Origin of the sequence: Achromobacter sp. 413638 (assembly GCF_043119405.1) — a bacterium.
Lineage (GTDB): Bacteria > Pseudomonadota > Gammaproteobacteria > Burkholderiales > Burkholderiaceae_B > Achromobacter.
Genome location: NZ_JBICCO010000065.1, coordinates 18,172 through 40,291, shown reverse-complemented (window position 1 = coordinate 40,291; position 22,120 = coordinate 18,172). Strand labels below are relative to the sequence as shown.

Below are 22,120 nucleotides of genomic sequence, written 5' to 3'. Positions count from 1 at the left end.
TTGGTGGAGCCGGGGGGAATTGAACTGCCGGCAGGCCTGTTTTCTTGGGGGGAATATGTCCCAAGAATCAGCCGCTTACGGTGCCGGTTTTGCCGGCCGCCTGGTCTGCGTGTGAAACCGGTGTGAATGCGCCGGCGCGCTGGAAGTTCTTCGGGATGAACTTGCCGTAGATCTTGAACACCATCTCGACGTCGGTGTGGCCGAGCTGGTCCGCAATGTACCAGGGATTCGCGCCGGCCGTCAGCCGCGTGCTGGCATAGGTATGCCGCATCTGGTACGGGTTGCGATAACGCACGCCGGCGCGCTTGCAAAGGGGCTGCCAGAGGGACTTTCGGATCTGCGCGTCCGACGCCCACGGCTCGTTCTTGCGCGGGTCGTGCCAGATCCGGCCGCCGGCCAGGAAGGTGAATGCTTTCTGGGCTTTGAGCGCCGCCAGCGCCAGGGGCGACAGATCCACATCGCGTATCCCCGCCTGGGTCTTCGGCGCCTTGCGCACCTGGGCGGCCTTGCCCTCGACCATGCCCGTCACGATGTTGTCGTCGATGCGCACGCGTCCATGCACCCAGTCCACGCTTGCCCATTCCACAGCCTGAATTTCCCCCGGGCGTAAACCAGCTTCGAACCAGAACTGGATCAGCGGCAGTTCGTCAGCGCGGGCCGCCTGGCACAGCGCGGCGACCTCGTCCATATCGAACGGGTCGACCTCGTAGTTGCTCTTGGTGGCCGTCTGCTTGATCAGCTTGCCCAGGGCGATTCGGTCCAGCGGGTTGCTGTCCAGCAGCTCATCGTTAACGGCATCATCCAGGACCGACCGGAGCGGCGTGAGACGGTTGCGCACCGTCTTGCCGGTGACTCCCATGCCCGCGATCCAGGCACGCAGGTCGGCCGGCGCCAGTTCGTTGACGGGTGTATCGCCCCAGCGCGGCCGGAGGTAATGCCTGATCGCCTTGGCATAGCCCAGGAGCGTGGACGCGGAAATGCTGCCGTTGGCTGCCTGCTTTTCATACAGCGCCAGCTGCGCGTCCAGAAGCGTGCCCAGCAGCAGCTTGGCGCCCGGAATCGCGGCCGGGCTCGGCTCCAGCCTGGCGGCGGCCGGGGATTCTGGGAAGTAGGCGCGATAGCTGAAGATGCCATCCGCGATCTTGCGGCGGATCTCGGCCCGCAGGCCGGCCGCATATTCCAGGTAGGACTTCGTGACCTTGGCCGCCGGCAACAGCTCGCGGCACTGCTCGCCGCGGTAGCTGAAGGCGATCTGCAGGCGCGGGCCGTCCTTCAGCTCCCGGATGGTCACGCCGCGCGGCGGCTTTGGCTCTGATCCTGCTCGACCCATTTGTCGACTTCCTCGGTGTTGATCCAGATGCAGCCGTCGGCCGCCTTCTTGTAGTGGACGCCGTCGGTCCAGATCCTTCGGCGATTTTTAGCATAGATGGCGTCAGGGGTATCCCCGGACAGCTCACAGTACTTGGCGAGTTTGACCCATTTCATGGTGTCAGCTCCTTCGGTGGCGCGGCCCGCTGGATGCGCCGCAGGATTTCAGGGGGGAGGGGCTGCAAGCGTGCCCAATAGGCGACGCCTTGGAGCGTGCCGCGGCAATGGTTGGCGCCACGAGTGAACCATCGATCGCCCTCGCGGCGCGCCACCTCGACCTTGAACCGCTTGATGTCGGCGTGCTCGGTCCAGAATGGCAAGTCATGGTTGACCAGCACGACGTTCTCTTTCCCGTAGCGCCGAACGACCTCGACCGCCACCAGTGCCGACGAGTGGCCACCGCTGTGGCAAACGACGTGCTTGCCCATGCTCACCTCCCACCCTCGTGGCGGGGGCTGGCAAGCGCGTGTGCCACGTGGCGGGCGTATGTGCTTACCGCCCGCCAGTACGCGGCCATGGGAGCCTTGCGGCGAGCCCAGGCCGTTTCCGCTTCTGTGTTGGCCTGGTCGCGCAATTCGCGCATGACGGCCTCGATGCGTTCGCGGTCGGCCTTCGGGAGTTTCTGGAGAGCTTGACCGGCGGGGAGGCGCAGTAGAGGGTTGATGTATCCCATGCTCACCTCCCCGCGCCCTGTTCTGCCGACGGCGCGACAAGCTGCGCGCGCCACTCTTTGATCTTCGCCTCGCAGATCTGCGCATGGCGGACGTACTCAGCCACCCGTCCCTGGGCATCGAGCATTGCCAGCGGATCCTTGCTTCCGATCGGTCGCGCTTTCAGATCCTTAATGAGTATTCGCTTCGCGGCCGCAAGATCGCGGGAGTGGCGCGCCTCGTAACGCAAGCGTGCGATTTCGTCTTTGATCGCCTGAGACATCATTCGCTCCCTTCGCCCTGCTGGGCGGCATTCAACGGGATGCGGATGACTCCCTCGATCTGCACAGGGCCGTCCTGGCTGTACACGGCGGCATAGTGCTGGATCTCTTGCAGGGCCTGCGCCCTTGGGCCACTGGCCGACGCCACCACCATGTCGTCTTGCCACAGGTCGAAATGTGCTTCCCGTGCATCGCCAACTGCGGCAACGACTGCGCGAGCAGCGCAGAGCAACGCGGAGCTGGGTTGGCCGATGTCGCCCAGGGCGGCGTCTTGAACGTCATCCAGCACATTCTCAATATGCGAAACCAGCGAATCCTTGCCGCATACGCAGCTGTTGCCCAGGCAGTGGTCTGGGTCCAGATAGCAGTTGTCGCCGTGCGGAGTTTTCGATATCCAGCTGAGCGCATGTTCCAGCGCGCTCAAAACACCGCCCTGCGCGCCAGCGTCTTGCTCGACTGCGCCCTGGATCGCGGCGTTGTGCCGCGCGCTGTCTTGGCCGGCTTCCATGCCGGCAAACCACGCGTCGCGCTCGCCGGCGGTGTTGCCCGTGGCGTCTTGCTCAGCGCTGGGAGCTGCGGGGAGGGGCATCCAGTGCGTTGCGGTCAGAGCCGTCCAGGCATCCCACCCGTCACAGTCGTAATCCACACGTCCCCAAGTTTCGAATGCTTCGCTGTCAGGATTGAAACGACAGCGCGGCTCCCACAAGCCTATATTCAACCAGGCCTGAAACTCCGTGCCGTCCTTCGGCGCGCTCTCGATAGGCCGCCAGCCGGCGGGTATGTGGGTCATGTCAAGCTCCAGTGGCGCGCGCGGCGCCGAGTTCGTTCTTGATGAGGGTCTGGCGGATCAGGTCTTCGGCGTCGTCGCGGTCGAGCGCAGCACCTACGCGGCGAAGCACTGGGAACAGTGCGCGCAGGCGGTCGACCAGGGGCTGGTCAACCGGCATGCCGCTTTCCAGCCTGGCGGCCAGCTGGCGCAGCGCTGAGACATTCAGGGGTTTGCTGTGCCGGGTGGCCCACATTTCGAAGAAGTCGGCCATGCCCGCAACGGCGCCGACCGCTGGATACCAGACGCCGTCCGCGTGGTTGGGGAAGATGGCTTCGCCCTGGGCAGTGTCGACGGTGCCCAGACGCTCAATCTGGTCGATCAGCGTCTCCAGCGGCTCCAGCGTGTATTGCGCCTTCACCAGCATGGGGATGTGTTCAGGGCGAGGCCGGCGCGTGGCGCGCACGCGGGCCTGCTGCTTTTCCATCATGCGGCGCTGTTGGCGGTTCATGGCGGGGATCATCGTGGTTCTCAGAATTGGGGCGGCCGGGCACCGGCGGCGGTAGGGGGAGGGGGAGGGAGTCCCGCCGCCGGGCCGGCCATAGTCGTTATGCGGTTTCCGCCTCGGGCGCCAGCTCCAGAGAGCCCTGCTTTTCCTGGGCCGGCGTGATGGTGATCGTGATCTGGTTGCCCAGCACCTCGTAGAGCTTCTTGACCTGCTCGCCGCTCGGGTGGCACTTCACGCGGAAGGTGATGATCACGCTGCCGCCTTCCATGATTTCAGCGGCGAACCCGTCAACGTCGGCGGGGTCCAGTTCGATATCGGAAGCGCCGCCCAGGCCGAAGCCGATCAACACCTTGGCGCCTACCAGCTCGTGCTTGAGGCGGAGCTTTTCGATCAGGTCGCCAAAGCGGCGCACAGTCAGTGCCTCGCCAACGGGCATCTCGGCCTGGTCCGGGGATTCCTCTTGCTTGTAGAGAAACGAGCGCAGCACCGGATGGAATTCGGACAGCACGCCGTTGCCATCGGTGAAGCTGATCTTCAGGTCAGCGGCGCCCGCCGGCTCTTCGCCGTGGCGCTCGGTGCGCACGTTGATGTGCGCCAGGGTTGCGGTTTGCTCGGTGATCGAGAACATGCGGGATTGCTCCGTAGGTTGTGCTGCTGGGAAGGGTTAGGCGGCCAGGCGCTTGAGCTGGGCCACCAGCTCGTCGCGTTCGGCCAGAAATTGCAGGACGGCGCGCTCGTGGTCGGCCAGCTCTGCGGCGGTGGGGGTGTAGCGGCAGACGAAAAGCTGCAGGTCTTCCGGGAAGCGTGGGTCGAACGACACGAAATCGGCAAACTCGGCGCCGGTCACCCAGATGTTGTGAAGGCACTGCGGGCGGTACTGGTCCGGCACGACCTGACCCTGCAGATACTTGATGTGGTTCGTGCTCTTGGGCGCTTTGATTTCCAAGACGCCGGTTCGGCCGTCCTCTTCGAAGAACCCGTCGACACTGCATCCAACGTCAACGTCCGGCAGGTACATGAAGCCGGATTCCAGGGCGATGTTCCCCGAGACCTGCTCGTAGGCCATGCGTGCAAGCGGTTCGTTGTCGATACCGTGCTGCATTTCCTTGGTCACAAAGACGTCGGCTGCCGGCTCGCCAGTGAGCTTTTCGACCGCCAATTCCATCAAGTAGTCGCCGCGCTTCGTAGACCAGCCCTTCGCAGTGGTCGCCAGCATGTCGGCCACTCTGGAACCGGTAACGCGCCCACACCGGGACAGCTTCCAGGCGTCCGTTCCCTGCTCATGCGGGGACAAAATGTATCGGGTCATATCGTGCTCCCAGGATGCAGGCGGTGCTTCGCCTCCAGATACGCGGTCTGTGCAGCCTCGATGGTGTCGAACAGGCCAAGATAGGTGTCGCGCTGGTTGACGCTGATTCTCGACATGAACCTGCCTCCGGCATGTCGGTAGACGCCCAGCACTCCCGTGCTTTTGTTGTGGGACGCGGGCCGGCGCTGGTTCTGAAGGTTGACCGACCGGCTAACGTCTCGCAGATTGCAGATCCGGTTGTCGCTGCGGATGCCGTTGATGTGGTCGACGTCGTGTTCCGGCCATGAGCCATGCACGTACAGCCACGCGAGCCGATGGGCACCATGTTTTTTGCCCGCGAACTGGAAGTGCAGGTAGCCGTTGCCCTTGCGATGGCCGGCAACCTTGCCGGTTGACCGGCGTATGAAAACGCCAGTGGTGGGGTCGTAGGCGAATTTCTCGCGCAGTTCGTCTGCGGGGTTCATTCCTGGTTTCCTCCTTGGTCATCGCGGCCGAAGCCGTCGTCGGACGGGTCGCGGGGCGGCTCGTCGATGGTCTTGCCGTCGTCCGGCGGCGTTTCGGTAGGCACGGCTTCACCGCGCAGCACGGCGCCGCGGGCGGCCACGGCCGACTTGAAAGAGTTGTAGATGGCCATGTCCTTGGTGGCGCGCACTTCGCCCAAACCGTCCTTCCACACCTTCTCCAGCGCGGCGGCGTTCGGCGCGGCTTCCACCAGCTTGCGCAGGCGCGGCAGCAGATCGGGGTCGACCGGCGCGCTGGTGGTGGCCAAGCCTTCGCCGCCGTCCGTGTTCAGGTGGTGGATTGCCTCAGACAGGCGGTCGTTCTTGGGCCAGTACTTGTATGCGCGTTTGACGACCGTCTTCTTGGCCATCTCGCCGTAGTCCGTTTTCCAGGGCGACGACTTGCCGGACTTCACCGACTGCGATCGGTTCATGATCCCGTCGATGTCGTCCTTGCTCATCGGCGTGGTCAAGTAGTCGCCGTCTGCCGTCTTGACCACGACATAGGCGCCGACGATTTCGCCGCGGTCCTTGCTGAACGGGTTGAAGACGTGCGTGGGCGGTGCGTCGAAGCCGTTGAGCGCGAAGTTGTCAGCCTCGCGCACCAGCTCGGCCTGCGCCCAGCGGATGGATCCGGTAGCCACGGCCAGGTCGATCAGCCCCATGTAGCTGATGTCCAAGCAGATCCGACCGTCACGCGGCACCAGATAAGCCTGGCGCTTCGCCGGATTCAGGCTGATGCCGATGGCGGCCACGTTGGTGACGGCATTGATCACAGACTGGCGGTTGCCGGTGGCGATCTTCAGCGCGAAGTCGTTGTTTTGCAGGACCTGGATCGCGAACCCGGCTTCCTTCTCGAAATTGATCGACGGGTCGGTCAGCACGGCGGCGAACGTGCCGCGGCTGTCGTAGATGTCCTGGGTGATGACTGCGAGGTTGTTCATGCTTCCACCTTCGCCGGCGCGGTCAGCTTCGACACGATCACGTCGCCGATCAGGCCGTCCAGGCGCCCGCGCAGGTCGTCGCCGTCCATTTCCGCGATGATCGCCAGGACACGCTCGGCGATGGCCGGCTTCGCCGCTTCGATGGCCTCTTGCAGGTACGTCCAGCCCTTGCAGGCCTCGTTGTCCCATGCGTTGGGACGGTTGAAGACGGTGAAGGAAGACAGTTCCCGGATGACCTTCAGGGCATTGGCGCGCACGGTGTCGACCATGCCGCCGTCGAAGGCGTCGTCGACTTCCTTGCGCACCAGGTCATACGCGGCATTGCTCAGGATGCGTTCGAAGTCGGTATCCGAGCGGTGCGCGCAGGCTGCGCGGAACTCTTCGCGGGCGATCTGGCGCTTTTCTTCGTCGCTCAGGTATTCGTCGATGTTGATGGTGATGTCGGTCATGTTCATTCCTTGGCGGCCACAGCGGTCTTGCCGCAGCCTTCGCAGGTGGGGTAGGGGGTGGACTGGCTGTCCAGCGTCGGGCCCAGCACGCCGGTCAGTGCGGCAAGCATCAGCACGCCGCCGGCGATGCCCACGGCGTAGCCAGCGATGTCAAGGTCGCGGCCGGTGCGGCGCGCGCGGCGCCAGTTCACGCGCAGGCGGCGGATCATTGCTGCTCTCCCTTGGCCTTGGCGATGGCGTTGATCAGCAACTGCGCCGCCTCGACACGGGCCGGGGTCGACGGCAATTCGGCGATGCAGTTCCAGGCGGCCTCGGCACCGGCAAGCAGGTCGGGCGCGGCGGCGATCAGCGGCTGATTGCAAATTGCGATGGACTCCGCGATCAGATGGCCGCCGTAGGCTTCGATGTGGTCGTTGTCCAGGCCGGCATTGACCGGGACATCGGCCACGACAGCACCATGGCATTTGCCGATGCGCCACGGGCCCGGGGTATGGGTCGTCGTCATGCATTTCTCCGGTGCAGGGCCATCGCGGCGTCGCCGATCAGGCCAATCAGGTACGCCGCGGCCAGGCCGCCGGCGATGAATTGAAGGAGGGCGGTCATTTGCGGCGCGCCGGCAGTTCGAACGACACATCAAGCTGGCGCTCGGGATCCTCGATGGCGTCGGCCAGGTTCTCCACGTAGTGCGCGCTGGCGCCGTCCATGAAATTGCTGAACAACTGGCCGATGCGGCCGAACGTGTCGCTGTGGGCATAGGCCTTGGCCACCGCATCGAATGCCTCGACCAGGGCCTTGTTGCCGATGCTGTCTTCGTAGATGGCGTGCGCCACCGGCTGGCGGTTCGGCTCGGCCACGGCATAGCGCACGACCTCGTGCAGCCCGTCGCGCAGCGCGGCGCGCACGTCGCCGGCCAGGTCCATGCGCAGTTCCTGCGCGGGCGTGATCTTGGGTTGGGGATTGGCACTCATCGCTGATCTCCATGGTTCGGGTGGAAGCCGAGGCGTTGTTGGGCGGCTTTTCTCGCCGCGGCCGCAGCTTCTGGGGTGTCGAAGAAACCCACGTGTGTGCGCTGAGCGCCGCCGATGTAGGCCTTCCAACGCTTCGTAGTCTTGTCCCAGAGAACACCGTTGAAGCCACTGGTATTGCTGGATTTCAGGCGCTGATTGCGTTGGTTCTCCTGGTGAGAAACATCACGCAAATTCGCCAAGCGGTTGTCTGCCGGATCCCCGTTGATATGGTCGATTTCACCGGCAGGCCAGCAGCCGTAGACGAGAAGCCAGATCAATCGATGGGCTTGGTATCGGCCTCCCAACATGGTCACTTTGCGGTACCCGTCGTTGGCGATCCGCCCTGCCTCCTTGCCGGCGTACCGGGTATTCCAGGCGCGCCATTGCTGGTCCGTCGTGAACAGGGTGCGGCGGCGGGGGAGCCATGCCAGAGCGCCCGTGTCGGGGGAATAGGACAGAGCCTCACGGGCTATGGATTGAGTGATCTCCATGGCAGCCTCAATTTCTCCCCGCCAACTCGGCGTCGCGCGCCAGGCCCTGGTAGTGCGACAGGGTGGCCGCGTCCGTGCGGTAGCGGTCGAACTCCGGCCGGAACGCTTCTTTCAGGCGCGCCTGGTTCACGACGTCGGCCGCCTGCCAGGCCAAGCCGACCAGCCGCATGAAGCTGCCGCCGTACTGGACCATCGCCGCCGCGGCGTCGCCGTCCGTGCCCATGGCGATGGCGTTCTTGAGGAAATCGTTCATGGTTGTCTCCTTGCCCCGGCACCCGGGGCGGGTGGTCGGATTAGGAGGCGGCCTGCATCGCGGCCTGCGCGCGCAGGTCGGCCATAGCGCGCTCGTTGCTGGCGAAGAAGTGCGGCGCACGGCCCACCGACGCCAGGTAGATCATCCGGCCGGCCGCTTGCGGGCCATATTCGCGCTCCAGCGCGTAGCCGGGCTCGCCCGCCAGATGGACAGCCCAGCCGGCGCGGCAGTGGGTCGTTTCGCAGGTGTGCCATGCGCCCATTTCGAGACCGCCGGCGCCGTTCTCGACCGCCGCCAGAATCTTCGCGTCCAGCGCTTCAACGACTGGCACAGTGGGATTGCGTTCGCGGAAGCGGGCGGCGCGTGCTGCATTACGTTCGGCAGCGGGGCGTGTGTCGCGCTGATACGGCTCCGTCGGGCTGGTAGCTTCGGTGGCCGCCGGCAGGTTTCGCGCGCCGGCCAGGTTCGCGCCGGCCAGGTCCGCGTCGGCCAGGTATGCGCCGGCCAGGTCCGCGTCGGCCAGGTATGCGCCGGCCAGGTCCGCGTCGGCCAGGTTCGCGTCGGCCAGGTCCGCGCGGGCCAGGTTCGCGTCGGCCAGGTTCGCGTCGGCCAGGTACGCGTCGGCCAGGTCCGCGCCGGCCAGGTATGCGCCGGCCAGGTATGCGCCGGCCAGGTATGCGCCGGCCAGGTTCGCGCCGGCCAGGTTCGCGCCGGCCAGGTATGCGCCGGCCAGGTCCGCGCCGGCCAGGTCCGCGCCGGCCAGGTTCGCGCCGGCCAGGTATGCGCCGGCCAGGTATGCGCCGGCCAGGTCCGCGCCGGCCAGGTCCGCGCCGGCCAGGTTCGCGCCGGCCAGGTTCGCGTCGGCCAGGTATGCGCCGGCCAGGTCCGCGTCGGCCAGGTTCGCGTCGGCCAGGTTCGCGTCGGCCAGGTCCGCGCCGGCCAGGTATGCGCGGGCCAGGTTCGCGCGGGTGGCCACGGCCTGCTCCAGCGCCACGCGAGCAACGAGCCCGCTCTCGGTGCCCTCGGGCACATCAGCCGTGAAGAGCACGGCGCCGGTCCAGCGGTTCTTGATCTCGTAAATCACGGGCTTCTCCCTGTTTCTCACCGGGTGGTGAGGTGTTGGGAGAAATATAAGGTATGCCTAATTTTCAATCAATAGGCATGCCTAATTTAATTTGTAACTACCTAACGCCCTCGGAGGCTCGTTCCCCTTTTCGCCAACCTGGAAGCAGCAAAAGGCCCGCATGCAGCGGGCCTAATTCGGATAAATCTCCGGGCTATTTTTCGCTACTGGTGCTTCGCATTCGCTTTGCCGCTTTGGCGCGTTCATGCACCCGACCGAACAAGGACAGCATCTCGTCTTGAAATGGAGGATGGCTCATCAGATTCGGAAGCTGGGGCGTTCGGGTTTCCGGAGGGAAAGAAACGTTGGCGAAAATTGCATGGGGAATAGCGTCTACCGATTCAAGCGGGTAACGATTCCAGAATTCGTAGGATTCCTGATGCAACTCATCCGTCAGCAGTTGCATCAGTTGGCCACGGTAGAGTTCCCTCTCTGACTTGAGGTAGCGCCTGTTAACTCCTGGAAGCCTCTCGGCCAGCATCAGGAGCATGTCAGGAAGAAGTGGGAGCTTCTGCCGATGTAGGAGCAGGAGGCTGGAGTTACCGAAATAATCAAACCCGTGATCCGTGTAAAGGCTTTGAAGGACATCAGCGCGACCACGCATCAGACATGCGTGGAGCAACGCTGAACCACTGTAGACCTGGAACGACTTATTGGCGTGGTGCTGACGTAAGAGCAAGATTTCGCCGAGCGCGGCAAGGAAGTCGCCTTCGATTAAGTGTCGTTCCAACCCATAGTAGTACGTGAAAACATAACCTGGCTCTATCGGGCGACGGACATCTTGTAGCCATGCGAGATATACCCCTCTCTGGTCGGGCGTCATGCCTGCGTAGGAAGGGAAATATCCCAACTTGGTCACTTGGTCTTCGGCTGGAGCCGGCCACGTGACAGGGGATGAAGCATAGATAGTGCTTGGCTCCGCTGGACCGGTCAGATCGACGTCGCCATGTTCGTTCAAGGATAGTGTGATAGATAAGGGATTGGCTGCGCCAGATGCTGGTTCATCAGTAGATAGGAAAAGAAGGTTTCTTCGACCTGCCGGGATATGCGGGAGTGCAAGACTATCTGGCTCGCGTGTTTCGCTTGTCCCAACCACTCTTCGCATTGCAGCAATAGCTGTTGTCATCAATCTCATCGGGAGCCTGTCTCCTTCTATTCATGTTCCACTGAGCGGCCGTTGTTGCGGCGTCGGCCAGTGCGTTGGCTCGCTATTCAGTAGCCGATCCTCGACTGATCGCCTAGCCCATTGGGGCACGCGCCTGGATTCGATCTCGCAACTTTCAACCTCCCGTGAAGCATCTTCCGCAAAATGGCACTAGAGATAAATGGGAGCGATCAGGCCGCTTTGTTGTGGGAATCGCTTTTGGCGGGATCCATGCCCAGATAAGCATCGACCTGCTTAGATACCCATTCTTCAATCCCGCGGCGTTGGGTCTCAGTTAGTTGGCTGTAGCGCTCTTTCGGGATGGCGGGGAATGGCCAGTCGGAATCGAGCTGGCGCTCACGTGGCAGCTTTCCATCGGCCAACCATGCCTCACTCACATTCAGAAACCGCGCGACGCTGACTAGGTTAGGTCCGCGAATGTTCTTTGTGCGGCCCGTGAGCCAATCTGCCACTGAGGGGGGCTTGATGCCCGCCGCTCGGGCGATATCCACCTGCTTGACGCCGGTGTCTTCCATTGCCTGCTTGAGGCGCTCTGCAAGGGTATTCATCCGGCAATCCTAAGCGGGACCGACTTAGGCATGCCTCTCAGTGAAGTTAGGCGTACCTTGACTAAAAATAAGGCAAGCCTAATAATTGCGGCATGGATACCCAACACCCCGACTCCGAAATCATCGACGCGCTTGGCGGAACCGCAGCCGTCGCCCGCCTGTGCCAGGTGAAGCCGCCGTCGGTATCCGACTGGCGCAAAGAGGGCATTCCGCAAGCGCGGCGCATGTTCTTGGAAGCCGTGCGCCCTGACGTGTTCAAGCTGGCCGCGCCCGCGCCGGCCCAGCAGGAGGCGGCGTGATGTGTGTGCCGATCCCATTGCTTCTCTATGCCTTCGCGCTGATGGCGCTGAGCACCAGCTTGTACCTGACCGGCAGGTACATGATCCGCGTCTCCAAAGCGATGATGACGGCCTTGGATGAGTTCCGGGGCAACACGAACAAGTACAGCATCTCCGGTTCGGATGAGATGCGATCCGGCGCCAACGCCAACTCCAATGGGAGAGCGGATTGAGCGCTCGGAATAGCTGTCGGGTCGAAATAGGCCATGCCATCTCGATCAACGCCCAGCAGTGCTTCCGCAATCTTGGCGTTGTCGGCGCGCACTTTCACAAAGCGCATGGGCCGCGTCGCTGGGTGAATTCGCATTCTGAGGATGTACACGCCAGGCTTGTCGCCATACGGCGACAGTTCGCCCATCAGATGCGGATCGTTTTGGCCCTTAAGGATATGGAACTGCAGCATGGCGTACAGAGCCGTCGCTGCAGTCGCGACCGCGGTGATGACGTTCGCAATGTCGACGAACATGAGGGTTCCCCCAACGTAGAAAAGGGCTGTGTGAGAACTCCCGATTCTACGTTGCGCGGGAACCACGGCGGGGAGGGTGCATGACGCCATCAATGCACCGTTGCGCCGACGCGGTCGTCGGTGGCCCATGCCGAGCGATCCCTTTCGGCGCACAGCTCGCGGAACAGGTCCATGACGGCCGCTTCGCTGGGGTCGACGAAGGTGCGCCGGGCCATGTCCTGGGCGGTGATGAGCAGCTTTTCGGTGTCGGTCAGATTTTTCATGCCGCCAGTGTGCGCGGCTCCGCGCTCAAGCGCACTCAGGCTCTTTTGTTCAAGGCTGTATCTCGATGAACGCACCCATACCCATCTCGCAGGTTCCTCAAGCGCCCTCAATGGCGCGCTCGTTTCGCCAGTACCTGACCGACCCGCGGCTCAAGCCCACGGTGATGGAGGCGCTGGGCTGGGATGACAGCCAGGTGAGCCGTTTCCTGTCGGGCACCCAGGGCGTGACGATCGACAAGCTGGACGCCGCCATCGGCGCGCTGGACATGGTGCCGGTGACGCGTCGCTACCTGAACGCCATCCGCGAGCTGGGCAAGACGGGCGCCGCGTGCGTCTGCGCCAGCGAAGGCCGTGGCGAGTGCGGCTGGGACCGCTGACATGCGCCAGCGCCTGCACAACCCCCGCACGTTCCTGCTGGTCGGCGCCAGTCAACAGGCCGCGGCCCAGACGTTCCTGGCCAACCTGCCGCTGGACGCCGACGAGCCCTTGGAAGTGGTCGTGCGCGAGCGCGTGAAGCCGCGCAAGATGAGCCAGAACGCGCTCATGTGGGTGGGCCCGCTGGCCGACATCGCTGAGCAGGCATGGGTGGCTGGCAAGCGCTTCGCGGCCGAGGCGTGGCACGAGCATTTCAAGCGCGAATTCCTGCCCGAAGAGTTTGACCCCGAGCTGTGCCTGGATGGCTACGTGAAGTGGCAGATCACCCCGCGCGGCGACCGCGCGCTGGTGGGCAGCACTACGCAGCTGACCGTCAAGGGCATGGCCCAGTACCTGCAGCAGGTGGAAGCCGCCGGCGCCGAACTGGGCGTCGAGTTTCGCGCGCGAGGGGGCCGCTGATGCTGCGCCGCTCCGAACTCAAGCGCAAGACGCCCATGTCGAGGGTGTCGACACCCCTGTCGAGGTCCACATTCAAGCGCCGCGCGCCGAAGAAGCGCGCCGGCCACGAACCGAAGTACCTGGCCGCCTGCCGGGGCGAGCCTTGCTACCTGCAGATCCCGGGCGTATGCCGTGGTGAGCGCGACACCGTCGTGCCGTGTCACGCCAACTGGAGCGACTACGGCAAGGGCATGGGCATCAAAGCCCCCGACATCTACACCGTTCCCGGCTGTGCGCGCTGTCACACCTGCCTTGACCAGGGCATGACCCTGACCAAGGCCGAGAAGAAGGCGACCTGGGAATGGGCTTACACACGCTGGTCCGCCGCGCGCGCCAGCAAACTGGAGATACCCCATGGCTGAAAGCCGCGAGCTTGCGTCAAACGTATTCGAGTTCTTGGAACGCGCGGCCGCGCTACATGGGCGCCGCTGCGAAGAAGAGTTCTCGCAGGATATGTACGGACACCTCAGTAACGGCGCCTGCGAATCGCCCATCGAGGACCTGTTCTTCATTGCTGTGCACGCCATGTGTGCAGCCGAACGATTCGAGGTCAACCCGCACCCGCGCAGCGGCCCTGACGGGGTTTTGCGGCTGCAGTCTGGCGTCTACGTCGAAACGCAGGCCCTCGTGGGCAAGTATCGCGTTGACTTCCTGCTCCGACAGGTTGGGATAGGACCCGAGGACGTTGTGACACCTGTGGTGGTGGAACTCGACGGGCACGCCTTCCACGACAAGAACAAATTCCAACGCGCGTACGAGAAGGCCCGTGACCGATTCCTGGTCAAGAAGGGGCTGAAGGTCCTGCACTTCACCGGCAGTGAGGTGTGCGCTGATCCGTTCAAGGTGGCTTTCGAAGCCCTCGATCTGCTCGCAGTCTTCTGCGGCGTCCGCGAAGAATATAACCCCGAGGACCCGCTCGGGTTCGGCGGCTAGGACGAACATCATGGCCCGAATCCGCTCCATCAAACCCGAGTTCTGGACCAGCGAGCAGGTGATGAACTGCTCGCCGATGGCTCGACTACTGTTCATCGGCCTGTGGAATTTCTGCGACGACGCAGGCAACCACGTGGCCAGCGCGAAGACCATCAAGGCCAACGTGTTCCCTGGCGACGACATCATGTCGTCGAGCATTCAGGAATTGCTCGACGAGCTGTCGTCGAATGGGCTGATTGCCTATTACTCCTTTGAAAACAAGGACTTCCTGCACGTAACTGGCTGGCACCACCAGAAAATCGACCGCCCGACCTATAAGCACCCCCCGTTTAAGCCAGGTGATTCAGCACCCACTCGCCGAGCGCTCGACGAGTCCTCACCCCCGGAAGGGAGTGGAGTGGATAAGGAAGGGAATAAAGAAACCCCCTTGCCGGCTGTCGCCGACGTGCCCGCCGGCTTCGTCCGGTTCTGGAATTCCTGGCCCAGGTCTCCGCGGAAGGTCGATAAGGCGGATTGCTGCAAGCGCTGGAAACGGCATGGCCTGGAGTCGATCGCCGACCAGATCGTGGCTCATGTCGAGGCGATGTGCGAAACCGACCAGTGGAAACGCGGATATGAGCCCGCGCCGGCGACGTACCTGAACGGCCGGCGCTGGGAGGACGACATGCCGCCGGCGTCCTTGAGCCTGCTCGCGGGCAGTGGTGCTGAGCAACCGTGGGCGGGGGCAGTGTGATCGGACATCAAACCCTCTTCGCCGCCCGCATGTCGGGCTACCGGCCGGCCGATGTCTGGGTGGCCTGCGTGCCTGCCGGGCAGCGCTACGGCAGCTTCACCCACCCCGAGGCCATGATCGGCCGGATGACGAATGGCCGCTGGGTCGGCCATGCCGAGATCCACATCCACGACGACGAGAACGTTGCCGCCCTCGACCTGCGCCCGGTGGTGGGCACGGTTGTGCACCTCATGGCACCGACGAAAACCAGGGCGTTCCAGGTCCTGCGCCGGCTCATGGAGTGCTCGCCGGCCAAGGTCATTGCCTCGGGCGATTGGGGCATGGCCATCTGGCAGCCGGGCGCCAGCATCGAGGAGTTCCCCGCATGAGCCAGATCCTCAGTTCCGCGGATATCGACTTCGAGGCCTACATGGCCGAGACTGAGCCCCAGGCAAAGGTGTTGGCGGCCGAAGCCTGGCGCGACGAGCTGGCGCGCTCGGTCGAGCACGGAGAGCAGATTACCGGGGCGAAGCTGCCCTGGGCCAAGACGCACGACCTGCTGCGCTTCCGTCCGGGCGAGGTGACGCTGTGGCAGGGCATCAACGGCCACGGCAAAAGCGAGCTGCTGGGCCAGGCCTGCATCGGCTTCGCCTGCCAGGACGAGCGGGTGTGCATCGCCTCGTTCGAGATGAAGCCCCAGTCCACCCTCAAGCGCATGCTGCGCCAGACCGCGATGAACAGCCGGCCGAGCGTGCAGGCCGTTGACCGCCTGATCGACTGGTCGCGGGACCGCCTATGGCTGTACGACCAGCAGGGAACGGTCAAGCCGGCCATGCTGTACGCCGTGGCGCGCTACTGCGCCGATCGCCTCAAGGTCCGCCACCTGGTGATCGACAGCCTGATGAAGTGCGTCCGCGGCGAGGACGACTACAACGGCCAGAAGGACTTCGTGGACATGCTCTGCACGCTGGCGCGTGACCTGGGCATGCACATTCACCTGGTGCACCACGCCAAGAAGGGCGAGAACGAGGACGCCGTCCCGGGCAAGTTTTCGGCGAAGGGCTCCGGTGCCATCGTCGACCAGGTCGACCAGATGCTCACTGTCTGGAGAAACAAGAAAAAGGAACGCATCGCCGAAGCGGAACTGCGCAACGGCGGCGAGCTGTCGGACGAAACGCTCAAGCTGCCCGACACGATGCTCATCTGCGACAAGAACCGGCACGGCGAATGGGAAGGGCGCATCAGCCTCTGGCGCCACGCCGACAGCCTGCAATTCACCAGCGACCAGCGTCGCCAACCCATCGACATGATCGGAGCCCTCGCATGAACGCTTCACCGAACCTCACCGACCCCTACGACCCGATGGCCGGCACGCTGGCGGGCACTGGCCGAATCACGTATTCACCGGACTTTCAAAGCGAGAAGTCAGCAACGGCGCGGGTCTTGCAAGCACATAGCCCTGCCACGCCGCATGAATCCTTACCACAGCCATTCGGTGGGCGAACCCGCATGCAGTGCCAGGCCCGCGGCTGCGACGGGTGCCTTGTCTGCGTCCCGGACAGCTTCGCGCGCGCGCAGGGCGAAATTGCCAATTCGCGCAATTCGTCAAGTTCGACCTCTGGAGTGAACGTCAACATCCTGGCGCTGGACCTGGGCACGAAGCTGGGCTGGGCGGTGCGCGCGCGCGATGGCGCCGTATGGCACGGCACCGAAGTGTTCACCCCGCGCAAGAGCTGGACGCCGGGCCAGCGCTGGCTGCGCGCGCGATCCTTCGTCACCGATCTGGTGGTCCGCCACCAGGTGCATGCCATTGCCTACGAGGACGTGAAGCGCCACGTCGGCACCGACGCGGCCCACGCCTACGGCGCGTTCTTGTGCCTGGTGCAGATGGTCGCCGACAGCCACCGCGCCGCGCTCATGCCGGTGGGGGTGGGCACGATCAAAAAGCACTGGACGGGGAAGGGCAACGCCGACAAGGCCGCCATGGAAGCCCAGGCGCGCGCCCGCGGCTTCCGCCCGGAATCGGACAACGACGCCGACGCCCTGGCGATCCTGCACTGGGCAGTGGCGCAGGAGCGCAAAGCATGAACACCACCCACGAGCAGACCGCGCGCAACGCGGAAATCGTCTCGCGCCGCCTGGCGGGCGAGGCCACCGGCGCGCTGGCGCTGGAGTACCAGGTCACGGCCACGCGCATCGCGCAGCTGGTGCGCCGCCACCGGGAGAAGGCCGGTGAGATTCCGGCCACGCCGCGCACCAAAGCGCCTGCCGGGCGGGAGAAGCCGGCCGATCGAATCCGGCCGCGCCTGCGCAAGGTGGAACTGGGCCTGTGGCTGTGCGCCGGCGGCGGCGTCGAGCGCCGCGGCGAAACGCCCTCGGCGGCGTACGACCGCTGGCTGAACGCGGCCATCACTGCCCACGTGGCCGCCCACTTCGCGCCGCATGTGCGGAAGACAGCCCGGCCGGAGCGGCCGTACACCGGGCCTGTCACGGTTGTGCCTGGCACGAAGGTGGCGCCGCGAGCATTCGCCCTGTCGCCCGCGATGGAGATGGTCGCCCAGCGCGCACGCGCTGCGCAGGAACCACTGCATTCGCTGGCCGGCATCCAGGAGCGTGCCGCATGAGCTGGGCCCGCCAATCCGAGCGCGGCGACCCGGCGAAGGTGCTGGAGCGCCGTCAAGAGCCGGCGCCGGCGCGCACGTGCGCGGGTTGTACCCAGATTCGGCTCGTGACCGACCCCTTCGGTGGCAGGCGCGTGCTGCGCTGCGCCCTCGGTGAAGAGATAGGTCAACGCTGCAAGAAATACGAGGACCGCCAAACGCCATGACCATCTCGAAACTGCTACTGGACCGGCTGCCGGCGGACTTCCATCTGCGGCTTGAAAACTGGGGAGCCGTGATGCGAGACCGCCCATCCTTCTCGGTCTCGCCCACGTACCAGGTGTGCCAGGAACTGGCCCGCAGGGCGGGCAAGCTACCGCGTGGCGAGGACAGCGAGCAGCCGCGACCGGAGAAGGACGAGGCGGATGCGGAGTTGATCGAGGCTTGCTGGCGCACCGCGGCGGGATATCGAGGCCTGCCGCGAGAAACAGCGCTGTTGCGGTCCTACTACGTTCTGCGACAGCCGCCGGCCATCATTTGCCGGATGCAGGGGATGCGGGTGCGGGAATTCGACGACATTCTGGTCCGTGCCGTTCACGAATTCGAGTTCTATGTTGCCAAGTTCGTATCACGGGTGCATAATCCCCCTCAATCCGTGATGACTACCGTCTAACGACGAGACTGATGCCCGTAGGCGGATGTCGCGTTTCCGGAAGAAAAGCCCCGAGCCAATGGCCGGGGCTTTTTGCATTGCGGGCGTCGTCGTCTGAGCGTGATCGAGCTGACGGCATAGGTGCATCCGCACCTTTTGTTTCCAGAGAGCAGGGGCCAGAGAGAACCGTCCGCCGGGCCGCATGGGCACCGGCTGGCAGACGTCACGCTCCGGCCTCTGCTCTGTGGGAACAGCCGCCGCAATCGGCCAGACAGCAGCGCGCCGCCGCGGCCGCTGCGCGCGGGGATGACCCCGTCTCACTGGCTCCGACCGGCGCCGCCGCGTTCGCGGCCCCACACCCCATCTCAACCCCAAAAGCCGCTCAGCTGGCCGGCGCCCGCGCGGGGCAATGCGCGGGGTCTTCTTCCCGGCCTCGTCGCCGGCGGCCAGCACGACGAGAACCGCCGCGCCCAGCTCGCTCTGGCGGGTAGCCGGATGGGCGCAACTATAGGCAGGACACCATGGGAAGACCTTCAAAGCTCACGGACGCGCAGTGGGAGGCCATTGGCAAGCGCCTGCTTGCCGGGGAATCCACGTCGGCGCTGGCGCGCGAGTTCGGCGTCAGCAAAGGCGCCGTATCAAGCCGGTTTTCAAAACGCACGGAGACGATCAAAGCCGTTGCGAATCAACTGGTTGCGACTGATCGCGCAATGGCAAATCTGAACGTTTCTGAACAGATGGCGGCTCGTTCGCTTGCGGATGACCTCAAAGCGGTCTCCGAGCATCTGGCCAGCGCCGCCAGGTACGGCAGCGCCACCGCTCACCGCCTGCTCGCAGTCGCCCATGGCAACGCCGCAAAGATTGACGAGGCCGACCCGATGAACGCCGGGAGCATCGAGGCGATGCGGGGTATGGCGGCAATGACCAAGCTGGCTAACGACTCAAGCGAAATCGCGGTGAACCTGCTGCGAGCCAACAAGGACAACATCGAGGACCTGAATCGGGGCGGCAAGGACGTGCCAGCGGGTCTCGACCACTTCTATGGAGCTTCAACCATCCCGGCCGACGCTTAACCCGGCCCTGCGCGATTTCTGGCTGACGCCGGCGCGCAACCGAGTGCTGTATGGCGGCCGGGCGTCGTCGAAGTCGTGGGACGCAGCGGGGTTCGCCACTTTCCTGGCCAACAGCTACCGCCTGCGTTTCCTCTGTGTGCGCCAGTTTCAGAACAAGATCGAAGAGTCGGTCTACACGTTGCTGAAGACGCAGATTGAGCGATTCGGCCTGAAGCCGCAGTTCCGCGTGCTGGACAACAAGATCATCAGCCGCAAGACCAAGAGCGAGTTCCTGTTCTACGGCCTGTGGCGGTCCATCGATGAAATCAAGTCGCTGGAGGGCGTGGACGTCCTCTGGATCGAAGAGGCGCATAACCTCACGGCCGAGCAGTGGGAGATCCTGGAGCCGACGATCCGCAAGGCGGGCTCGCAGATTTGGATCGTGTTCAACCCGAAGCTGGCCACCGACTTCGCATACAAGCGCTTCGTGCTGAACCCGCCGCCGAACACCGTGGTTCGCCTGATCAACCACGATGAGAACCCGTTTCTGTCGCAGACGATGCGCGACATCATCGAGGCGGCGAAGGCCGAGGATTACGACGAATACGCCCACATTTACCTGGGAGTGCCGCGCGACAGCGATGACGGCGTGATCATCCGCAGAGCCTGGATCATGGCCGCGATCGACGCGCATCTGAAACTTGGATTCGAGGCGGCGGGGAACAAGCGAATCGGCTTTGACGTGGCAGACAGTGGTGACGACAAGTGCGCCAACGTCTACGCGCATGGCTCCGTGGTGTTCTGGGCGGACGAATGGAAGGCAGCGGAGGACGAGCTGCTCAAGAGCTGCACCCGGACCTATGCAGCTGCCCGCGAGCGCGGCGCCGGCATCACCTACGACTCTATCGGTGTCGGCGCGGGCTGCGGCGCCAAGTTTGGCGAGATCAACGAGTCCAGGCGGCAGGAGAGCGACAACCAACCGGTCATGTACGAGAAGTTCAACGCGGGCGGCGCGGTGTTCGAGCCGGACGAGGAATACATGCCCGGCACGACAAACAAGGACATGTTTTCGAACATCAAGGCTCAGGGCTGGTGGCAGGTGGCTGACCGCTTCCGCAACACGTACAACGCGGTGCGTAACGGCGAACAGTTCGACGTTGATCAGATGATCAGCATATCGAGTGATTGCCCCCATCTGGAAAAGATGATCGATGAGCTTTGTACCCCCAAGCGCGACTACGACGCCAACGGTCGCGTCAAGGTGGAAAGCAAGAAGGATCTGGCCAAACCGACCCGAGAAGGCGGCCCGGTCAAGTCTCCCAACATAGCGGACGCATTCATCATGTGCTTCGCGCCCCGTGATCGCAGCCTGGAAATCTGGGCACAACTGGCAGGATGAGAAAACATGGGCCGTCGCTCATTCGGAAAGGTCGCGCCGGTGTCGGCGCCGGCCGCAGTCAACGCGCCGGCCCGCGATTCCTTCGCCAATTTCGAGGCCCGTGTCGGGCTCGGCACGGGAAACCAGGCAGCCCAAGGCCGCTACTCGTTCGACTTCATCTCCCGTAATCGCATCCAGCTGGAGGCCGCATATCGGTCGTCGTGGATCTGCGGCATGGCCGTCGATGCCGTGGCCGAGGACATGACGCGGGCTGGCATCGAGCTGTCAAGCGACATTGCCCCCGACGACGCCGACCGCTTGCTGGCCGAGGTCGAGCAGCTGCAGGTGTGGGATGCGCTCTGCGACACCATCAAGTGGGCACGCCTCTACGGCGGCGCGCTGGCGGTGCTGTTGATCGACGGTCAAGACGTGAGCACGCCGCTCAATCTGGATTCGATCAGCAAGGGGCAGTTCCGTGGCCTGATGGTGCTCGACCGCTGGCAAGTCACGCCGACGCTGACCCATTTGGTGCGCGACTACGGTCCGGACATGGGCAAGCCGATGTACTACCAGGTCACCGCCGACAGCATGGTGCTGGTAAGCCAGACCATCCACTACAGCCGGGTGATCCGCATCGACGGCGTGGAATTGCCGTACTGGCAGCGTATCGCCGAGAACTTGTGGGGCCAATCCGTCCTGGAAAGGCTCTGGGACCGTGTACTGGCGTTCGATAGCACGACGCAGGGCGCGGCGCAGTTGGTCTACAAGGCTCACTTGCGCACGTATAAGGTCGACAAGCTGCGCGAGGTCATCGCGCAGGCGGGCCCCGCCATGGAGGCACTGGTAAAGCAGATGGACATGGTCCGTCGTTTCCAGAGCAATGAGGGCTTGACCCTCATGGATGCCAAGGACGAGTTCGAAGCGCACGTATACACCTTCAGCGGCCTGGACAGCGTCCTGCTGCAGTTCGGTCAGCAGATTTCAGGCGCACTCCAGATCCCGCTGGTTCGCCTGTTCGGGCAGTCGCCGGCCGGTCTGAACGCGACGGGTGACTCCGACCTGCGCACGTACTACGACAAGGTTGCGCAGCAGCAAGATCGCAAGCTGCGCGCCGGCCTGACCAAGCTGCTGGACGTGCTTCACAGGTCGGTGCATGGGCGGCCGCCGGACGAGAACTTCGCATACGAGTTCCGACCGCTGTGGCAGCTGAGCGACGTAGAGAAAGCAGATGTGGCCAGCAAGACCACCGCAGCAGTCAACGACGCGTTCGATAAGGGCGTCATTTTCCGCAAGACCGCGCTGAGCGAATTTCGCAAGGTCAGCCGAGTGACTGGCCTTTTCTCGACCATCACCGACGAGGATATCGATGACGCCGACAACGAGCCCCCGCCTGTCGGCGAGTTCGACATCCCCGACCCGGAAGACCGGCCGGACGGCGGACGAACGGCAGAGGCGCCAGTCGCCGCGCCGGCGTGACCCAGTCGATGCCCG

Annotated in this window: 36 protein-coding genes; 15 read left to right on the top strand and 21 right to left on the bottom strand. The window is 64.1% G+C overall.

The genetic code is table 11. From position 1 onward, the window contains the following. Positions 1 to 67: 67 nt before the first annotated feature. The 19 genes from ACEU5R_RS22795 to ACEU5R_RS22705 all read right to left on the bottom strand — a co-directional run bounded on the left by ACEU5R_RS22795 (position 68) and on the right by ACEU5R_RS22705 (position 11,362). A complete protein-coding gene (locus ACEU5R_RS22795) occupies positions 68 to 1,291 on the bottom strand; it encodes an Arm DNA-binding domain-containing protein (protein WP_392411850.1) in 1,224 nt (407 codons plus the stop codon). After that, positions 1,288 to 1,485, bottom strand: coding sequence for an excisionase family protein (gene xisR, locus ACEU5R_RS22790; RefSeq protein ID WP_049072320.1), 198 nt, complete (start codon positions 1,483 to 1,485; stop codon positions 1,288 to 1,290). The genes ACEU5R_RS22795 and xisR overlap by 4 nt, the downstream gene beginning before the upstream one ends. Further along, positions 1,482 to 1,796: a hypothetical protein gene (locus ACEU5R_RS22785; RefSeq protein ID WP_392411848.1), complete on the bottom strand. Its 315-nt coding sequence runs from the start codon at positions 1,794 to 1,796 to the stop codon at positions 1,482 to 1,484. Before ACEU5R_RS22785 ends, xisR begins: the two co-directional genes overlap by 4 nt. A 247-nt stretch (positions 1,797 to 2,043) precedes the next feature. Beyond that, positions 2,044 to 2,301: a hypothetical protein gene (locus tag ACEU5R_RS22780; RefSeq protein ID WP_392411847.1), complete on the bottom strand. Its 258-nt coding sequence runs from the start codon at positions 2,299 to 2,301 to the stop codon at positions 2,044 to 2,046. Beyond that, positions 2,301 to 3,089 (bottom strand): hypothetical protein, encoded by a 789-nt coding sequence (locus ACEU5R_RS22775; protein ID WP_392411845.1) that lies wholly within the window; start codon positions 3,087 to 3,089, stop codon positions 2,301 to 2,303. The genes ACEU5R_RS22780 and ACEU5R_RS22775 overlap by 1 nt, the downstream gene beginning before the upstream one ends. A gap of 1 nt (position 3,090) precedes the next feature. Continuing rightward, the gene (locus ACEU5R_RS22770) at positions 3,091 to 3,576 is read right to left on the bottom strand and encodes a hypothetical protein (protein ID WP_392411843.1); all 486 of its coding nucleotides are present in this window, start codon (positions 3,574 to 3,576) and stop codon (positions 3,091 to 3,093) included. A 97-nt stretch (positions 3,577 to 3,673) separates the two neighbouring features. Beyond that, entirely contained in the window at positions 3,674 to 4,201 is a 528-nt protein-coding gene (locus tag ACEU5R_RS22765) for a hypothetical protein (protein ID WP_392411842.1), read from the bottom strand. A 36-nt stretch (positions 4,202 to 4,237) separates the two neighbouring features. Next, positions 4,238 to 4,882: a YqaJ viral recombinase family protein gene (locus tag ACEU5R_RS22760; RefSeq protein WP_392411840.1), complete on the bottom strand. Its 645-nt coding sequence runs from the start codon at positions 4,880 to 4,882 to the stop codon at positions 4,238 to 4,240. Next, complete coding sequence (locus ACEU5R_RS22755) at positions 4,879 to 5,346, bottom strand: HNH endonuclease (RefSeq protein WP_392411838.1); 468 nt, start codon at positions 5,344 to 5,346, stop codon at positions 4,879 to 4,881. The genes ACEU5R_RS22760 and ACEU5R_RS22755 overlap by 4 nt, the downstream gene beginning before the upstream one ends. After that, a complete protein-coding gene (locus ACEU5R_RS22750) occupies positions 5,343 to 6,326 on the bottom strand; it encodes a recombinase RecT (RefSeq protein WP_392411836.1) in 984 nt (327 codons plus the stop codon). The genes ACEU5R_RS22755 and ACEU5R_RS22750 overlap by 4 nt, the downstream gene beginning before the upstream one ends. Further along, entirely contained in the window at positions 6,323 to 6,775 is a 453-nt protein-coding gene (locus ACEU5R_RS22745; protein WP_392411834.1) for a hypothetical protein, read from the bottom strand. Before ACEU5R_RS22745 ends, ACEU5R_RS22750 begins: the two co-directional genes overlap by 4 nt. 2 nt (positions 6,776 to 6,777) lie before the next feature. Beyond that, positions 6,778 to 6,984, bottom strand: a complete 207-nt coding sequence (locus tag ACEU5R_RS22740; RefSeq protein ID WP_392411832.1) for a hypothetical protein — start codon at positions 6,982 to 6,984, stop codon at positions 6,778 to 6,780. Then, positions 6,981 to 7,280 carry a hypothetical protein gene (locus ACEU5R_RS22735; protein ID WP_392411830.1) on the bottom strand — a complete coding sequence of 100 codons (300 nt, stop codon included), beginning with the start codon at positions 7,278 to 7,280 and terminating at the stop codon, positions 6,981 to 6,983. Before ACEU5R_RS22735 ends, ACEU5R_RS22740 begins: the two co-directional genes overlap by 4 nt. A gap of 94 nt (positions 7,281 to 7,374) precedes the next feature. After that, positions 7,375 to 7,743, bottom strand: coding sequence for a hypothetical protein (locus ACEU5R_RS22730; RefSeq protein WP_251201160.1), 369 nt, complete (start codon positions 7,741 to 7,743; stop codon positions 7,375 to 7,377). Beyond that, positions 7,740 to 8,273, bottom strand: a complete 534-nt coding sequence (locus tag ACEU5R_RS22725; RefSeq protein WP_088158790.1) for an HNH endonuclease signature motif containing protein — start codon at positions 8,271 to 8,273, stop codon at positions 7,740 to 7,742. The genes ACEU5R_RS22730 and ACEU5R_RS22725 overlap by 4 nt, the downstream gene beginning before the upstream one ends. Before the next feature lie 7 nt (positions 8,274 to 8,280). Then, the gene (locus tag ACEU5R_RS22720) at positions 8,281 to 8,526 is read right to left on the bottom strand and encodes a hypothetical protein (protein WP_392411828.1); all 246 of its coding nucleotides are present in this window, start codon (positions 8,524 to 8,526) and stop codon (positions 8,281 to 8,283) included. A 40-nt stretch (positions 8,527 to 8,566) separates the two neighbouring features. Further along, positions 8,567 to 9,610 carry a pentapeptide repeat-containing protein gene (locus tag ACEU5R_RS22715; RefSeq protein ID WP_392411827.1) on the bottom strand — a complete coding sequence of 348 codons (1,044 nt, stop codon included), beginning with the start codon at positions 9,608 to 9,610 and terminating at the stop codon, positions 8,567 to 8,569. 193 nt (positions 9,611 to 9,803) lie between these two features. Beyond that, a complete protein-coding gene (locus ACEU5R_RS22710) occupies positions 9,804 to 10,784 on the bottom strand; it encodes a TerB N-terminal domain-containing protein (RefSeq protein ID WP_392411825.1) in 981 nt (326 codons plus the stop codon). A 200-nt stretch (positions 10,785 to 10,984) separates the two neighbouring features. Beyond that, the gene (locus tag ACEU5R_RS22705; RefSeq protein ID WP_392411824.1) at positions 10,985 to 11,362 is read right to left on the bottom strand and encodes a helix-turn-helix domain-containing protein; all 378 of its coding nucleotides are present in this window, start codon (positions 11,360 to 11,362) and stop codon (positions 10,985 to 10,987) included. 92 nt (positions 11,363 to 11,454) lie between these two features. Here ACEU5R_RS22705 and ACEU5R_RS22700 point away from each other — a divergent pair, with 92 nt between their 5' ends. Continuing rightward, positions 11,455 to 11,661 (top strand): Cro/CI family transcriptional regulator, encoded by a 207-nt coding sequence (locus tag ACEU5R_RS22700; protein ID WP_392411822.1) that lies wholly within the window; start codon positions 11,455 to 11,457, stop codon positions 11,659 to 11,661. A 25-nt stretch (positions 11,662 to 11,686) separates the two neighbouring features. Here the strand turns inward: ACEU5R_RS22700 and ACEU5R_RS22695 are convergent, their stop codons facing one another. Together ACEU5R_RS22695 and ACEU5R_RS22690 are read right to left on the bottom strand one after the other, a co-directional pair. After that, positions 11,687 to 12,166: a hypothetical protein gene (locus ACEU5R_RS22695; RefSeq protein WP_392411820.1), complete on the bottom strand. Its 480-nt coding sequence runs from the start codon at positions 12,164 to 12,166 to the stop codon at positions 11,687 to 11,689. Positions 12,167 to 12,255: 89 nt separating this feature from the next. Further along, positions 12,256 to 12,429: a hypothetical protein gene (locus tag ACEU5R_RS22690; RefSeq protein WP_392411818.1), complete on the bottom strand. Its 174-nt coding sequence runs from the start codon at positions 12,427 to 12,429 to the stop codon at positions 12,256 to 12,258. A gap of 65 nt (positions 12,430 to 12,494) precedes the next feature. Between ACEU5R_RS22690 and ACEU5R_RS22685 the strand changes: the two genes are divergently transcribed. The 14 genes from ACEU5R_RS22685 (at position 12,495) to ACEU5R_RS22620 (ending at position 22,105) form a co-directional block, all read left to right on the top strand. Beyond that, on the top strand, positions 12,495 to 12,806 hold the full coding sequence (locus ACEU5R_RS22685) for a hypothetical protein (RefSeq protein ID WP_062683001.1): 312 nt from the start codon (positions 12,495 to 12,497) through the stop codon (positions 12,804 to 12,806). 1 nt (position 12,807) lies between these two features. Then, a complete protein-coding gene (locus ACEU5R_RS22680) occupies positions 12,808 to 13,263 on the top strand; it encodes a recombination protein NinB (RefSeq protein ID WP_392411815.1) in 456 nt (151 codons plus the stop codon). Continuing rightward, on the top strand, positions 13,263 to 13,664 hold the full coding sequence (locus ACEU5R_RS22675) for a nuclease domain-containing protein (RefSeq protein WP_392411814.1): 402 nt from the start codon (positions 13,263 to 13,265) through the stop codon (positions 13,662 to 13,664). The genes ACEU5R_RS22680 and ACEU5R_RS22675 overlap by 1 nt, the downstream gene beginning before the upstream one ends. Then, on the top strand, positions 13,657 to 14,235 hold the full coding sequence (locus tag ACEU5R_RS22670; RefSeq protein WP_054444625.1) for an endonuclease domain-containing protein: 579 nt from the start codon (positions 13,657 to 13,659) through the stop codon (positions 14,233 to 14,235). Before ACEU5R_RS22675 ends, ACEU5R_RS22670 begins: the two co-directional genes overlap by 8 nt. A 10-nt stretch (positions 14,236 to 14,245) precedes the next feature. Continuing rightward, a complete protein-coding gene (locus ACEU5R_RS22665) occupies positions 14,246 to 14,968 on the top strand; it encodes a hypothetical protein (RefSeq protein WP_392411812.1) in 723 nt (240 codons plus the stop codon). After that, complete coding sequence (locus tag ACEU5R_RS22660; RefSeq protein WP_392411811.1) at positions 14,965 to 15,336, top strand: hypothetical protein; 372 nt, start codon at positions 14,965 to 14,967, stop codon at positions 15,334 to 15,336. Before ACEU5R_RS22665 ends, ACEU5R_RS22660 begins: the two co-directional genes overlap by 4 nt. Beyond that, positions 15,333 to 16,274 carry an AAA family ATPase gene (locus ACEU5R_RS22655; RefSeq protein ID WP_392411809.1) on the top strand — a complete coding sequence of 314 codons (942 nt, stop codon included), beginning with the start codon at positions 15,333 to 15,335 and terminating at the stop codon, positions 16,272 to 16,274. The genes ACEU5R_RS22660 and ACEU5R_RS22655 overlap by 4 nt, the downstream gene beginning before the upstream one ends. Then, positions 16,271 to 17,035, top strand: coding sequence for a hypothetical protein (locus ACEU5R_RS22650; RefSeq protein ID WP_392411807.1), 765 nt, complete (start codon positions 16,271 to 16,273; stop codon positions 17,033 to 17,035). Before ACEU5R_RS22655 ends, ACEU5R_RS22650 begins: the two co-directional genes overlap by 4 nt. After that, complete coding sequence (locus ACEU5R_RS22645; RefSeq protein ID WP_392411805.1) at positions 17,032 to 17,571, top strand: hypothetical protein; 540 nt, start codon at positions 17,032 to 17,034, stop codon at positions 17,569 to 17,571. Before ACEU5R_RS22650 ends, ACEU5R_RS22645 begins: the two co-directional genes overlap by 4 nt. Further along, positions 17,568 to 17,774 (top strand): hypothetical protein, encoded by a 207-nt coding sequence (locus ACEU5R_RS22640; protein WP_392411804.1) that lies wholly within the window; start codon positions 17,568 to 17,570, stop codon positions 17,772 to 17,774. The genes ACEU5R_RS22645 and ACEU5R_RS22640 overlap by 4 nt, the downstream gene beginning before the upstream one ends. Next, the gene (locus ACEU5R_RS22635) at positions 17,771 to 18,220 is read left to right on the top strand and encodes a hypothetical protein (protein ID WP_392411802.1); all 450 of its coding nucleotides are present in this window, start codon (positions 17,771 to 17,773) and stop codon (positions 18,218 to 18,220) included. The genes ACEU5R_RS22640 and ACEU5R_RS22635 overlap by 4 nt, the downstream gene beginning before the upstream one ends. Before the next feature lie 500 nt (positions 18,221 to 18,720). Continuing rightward, complete coding sequence (locus tag ACEU5R_RS22630) at positions 18,721 to 19,272, top strand: helix-turn-helix domain-containing protein (protein WP_392411800.1); 552 nt, start codon at positions 18,721 to 18,723, stop codon at positions 19,270 to 19,272. Continuing rightward, positions 19,241 to 20,650, top strand: a complete 1,410-nt coding sequence (locus tag ACEU5R_RS22625; protein WP_392411798.1) for a PBSX family phage terminase large subunit — start codon at positions 19,241 to 19,243, stop codon at positions 20,648 to 20,650. Before ACEU5R_RS22630 ends, ACEU5R_RS22625 begins: the two co-directional genes overlap by 32 nt. 6 nt (positions 20,651 to 20,656) lie before the next feature. Continuing rightward, a complete protein-coding gene (locus tag ACEU5R_RS22620; RefSeq protein WP_392411796.1) occupies positions 20,657 to 22,105 on the top strand; it encodes a DUF1073 domain-containing protein in 1,449 nt (482 codons plus the stop codon). Positions 22,106 to 22,120 lie beyond the last annotated feature (15 nt).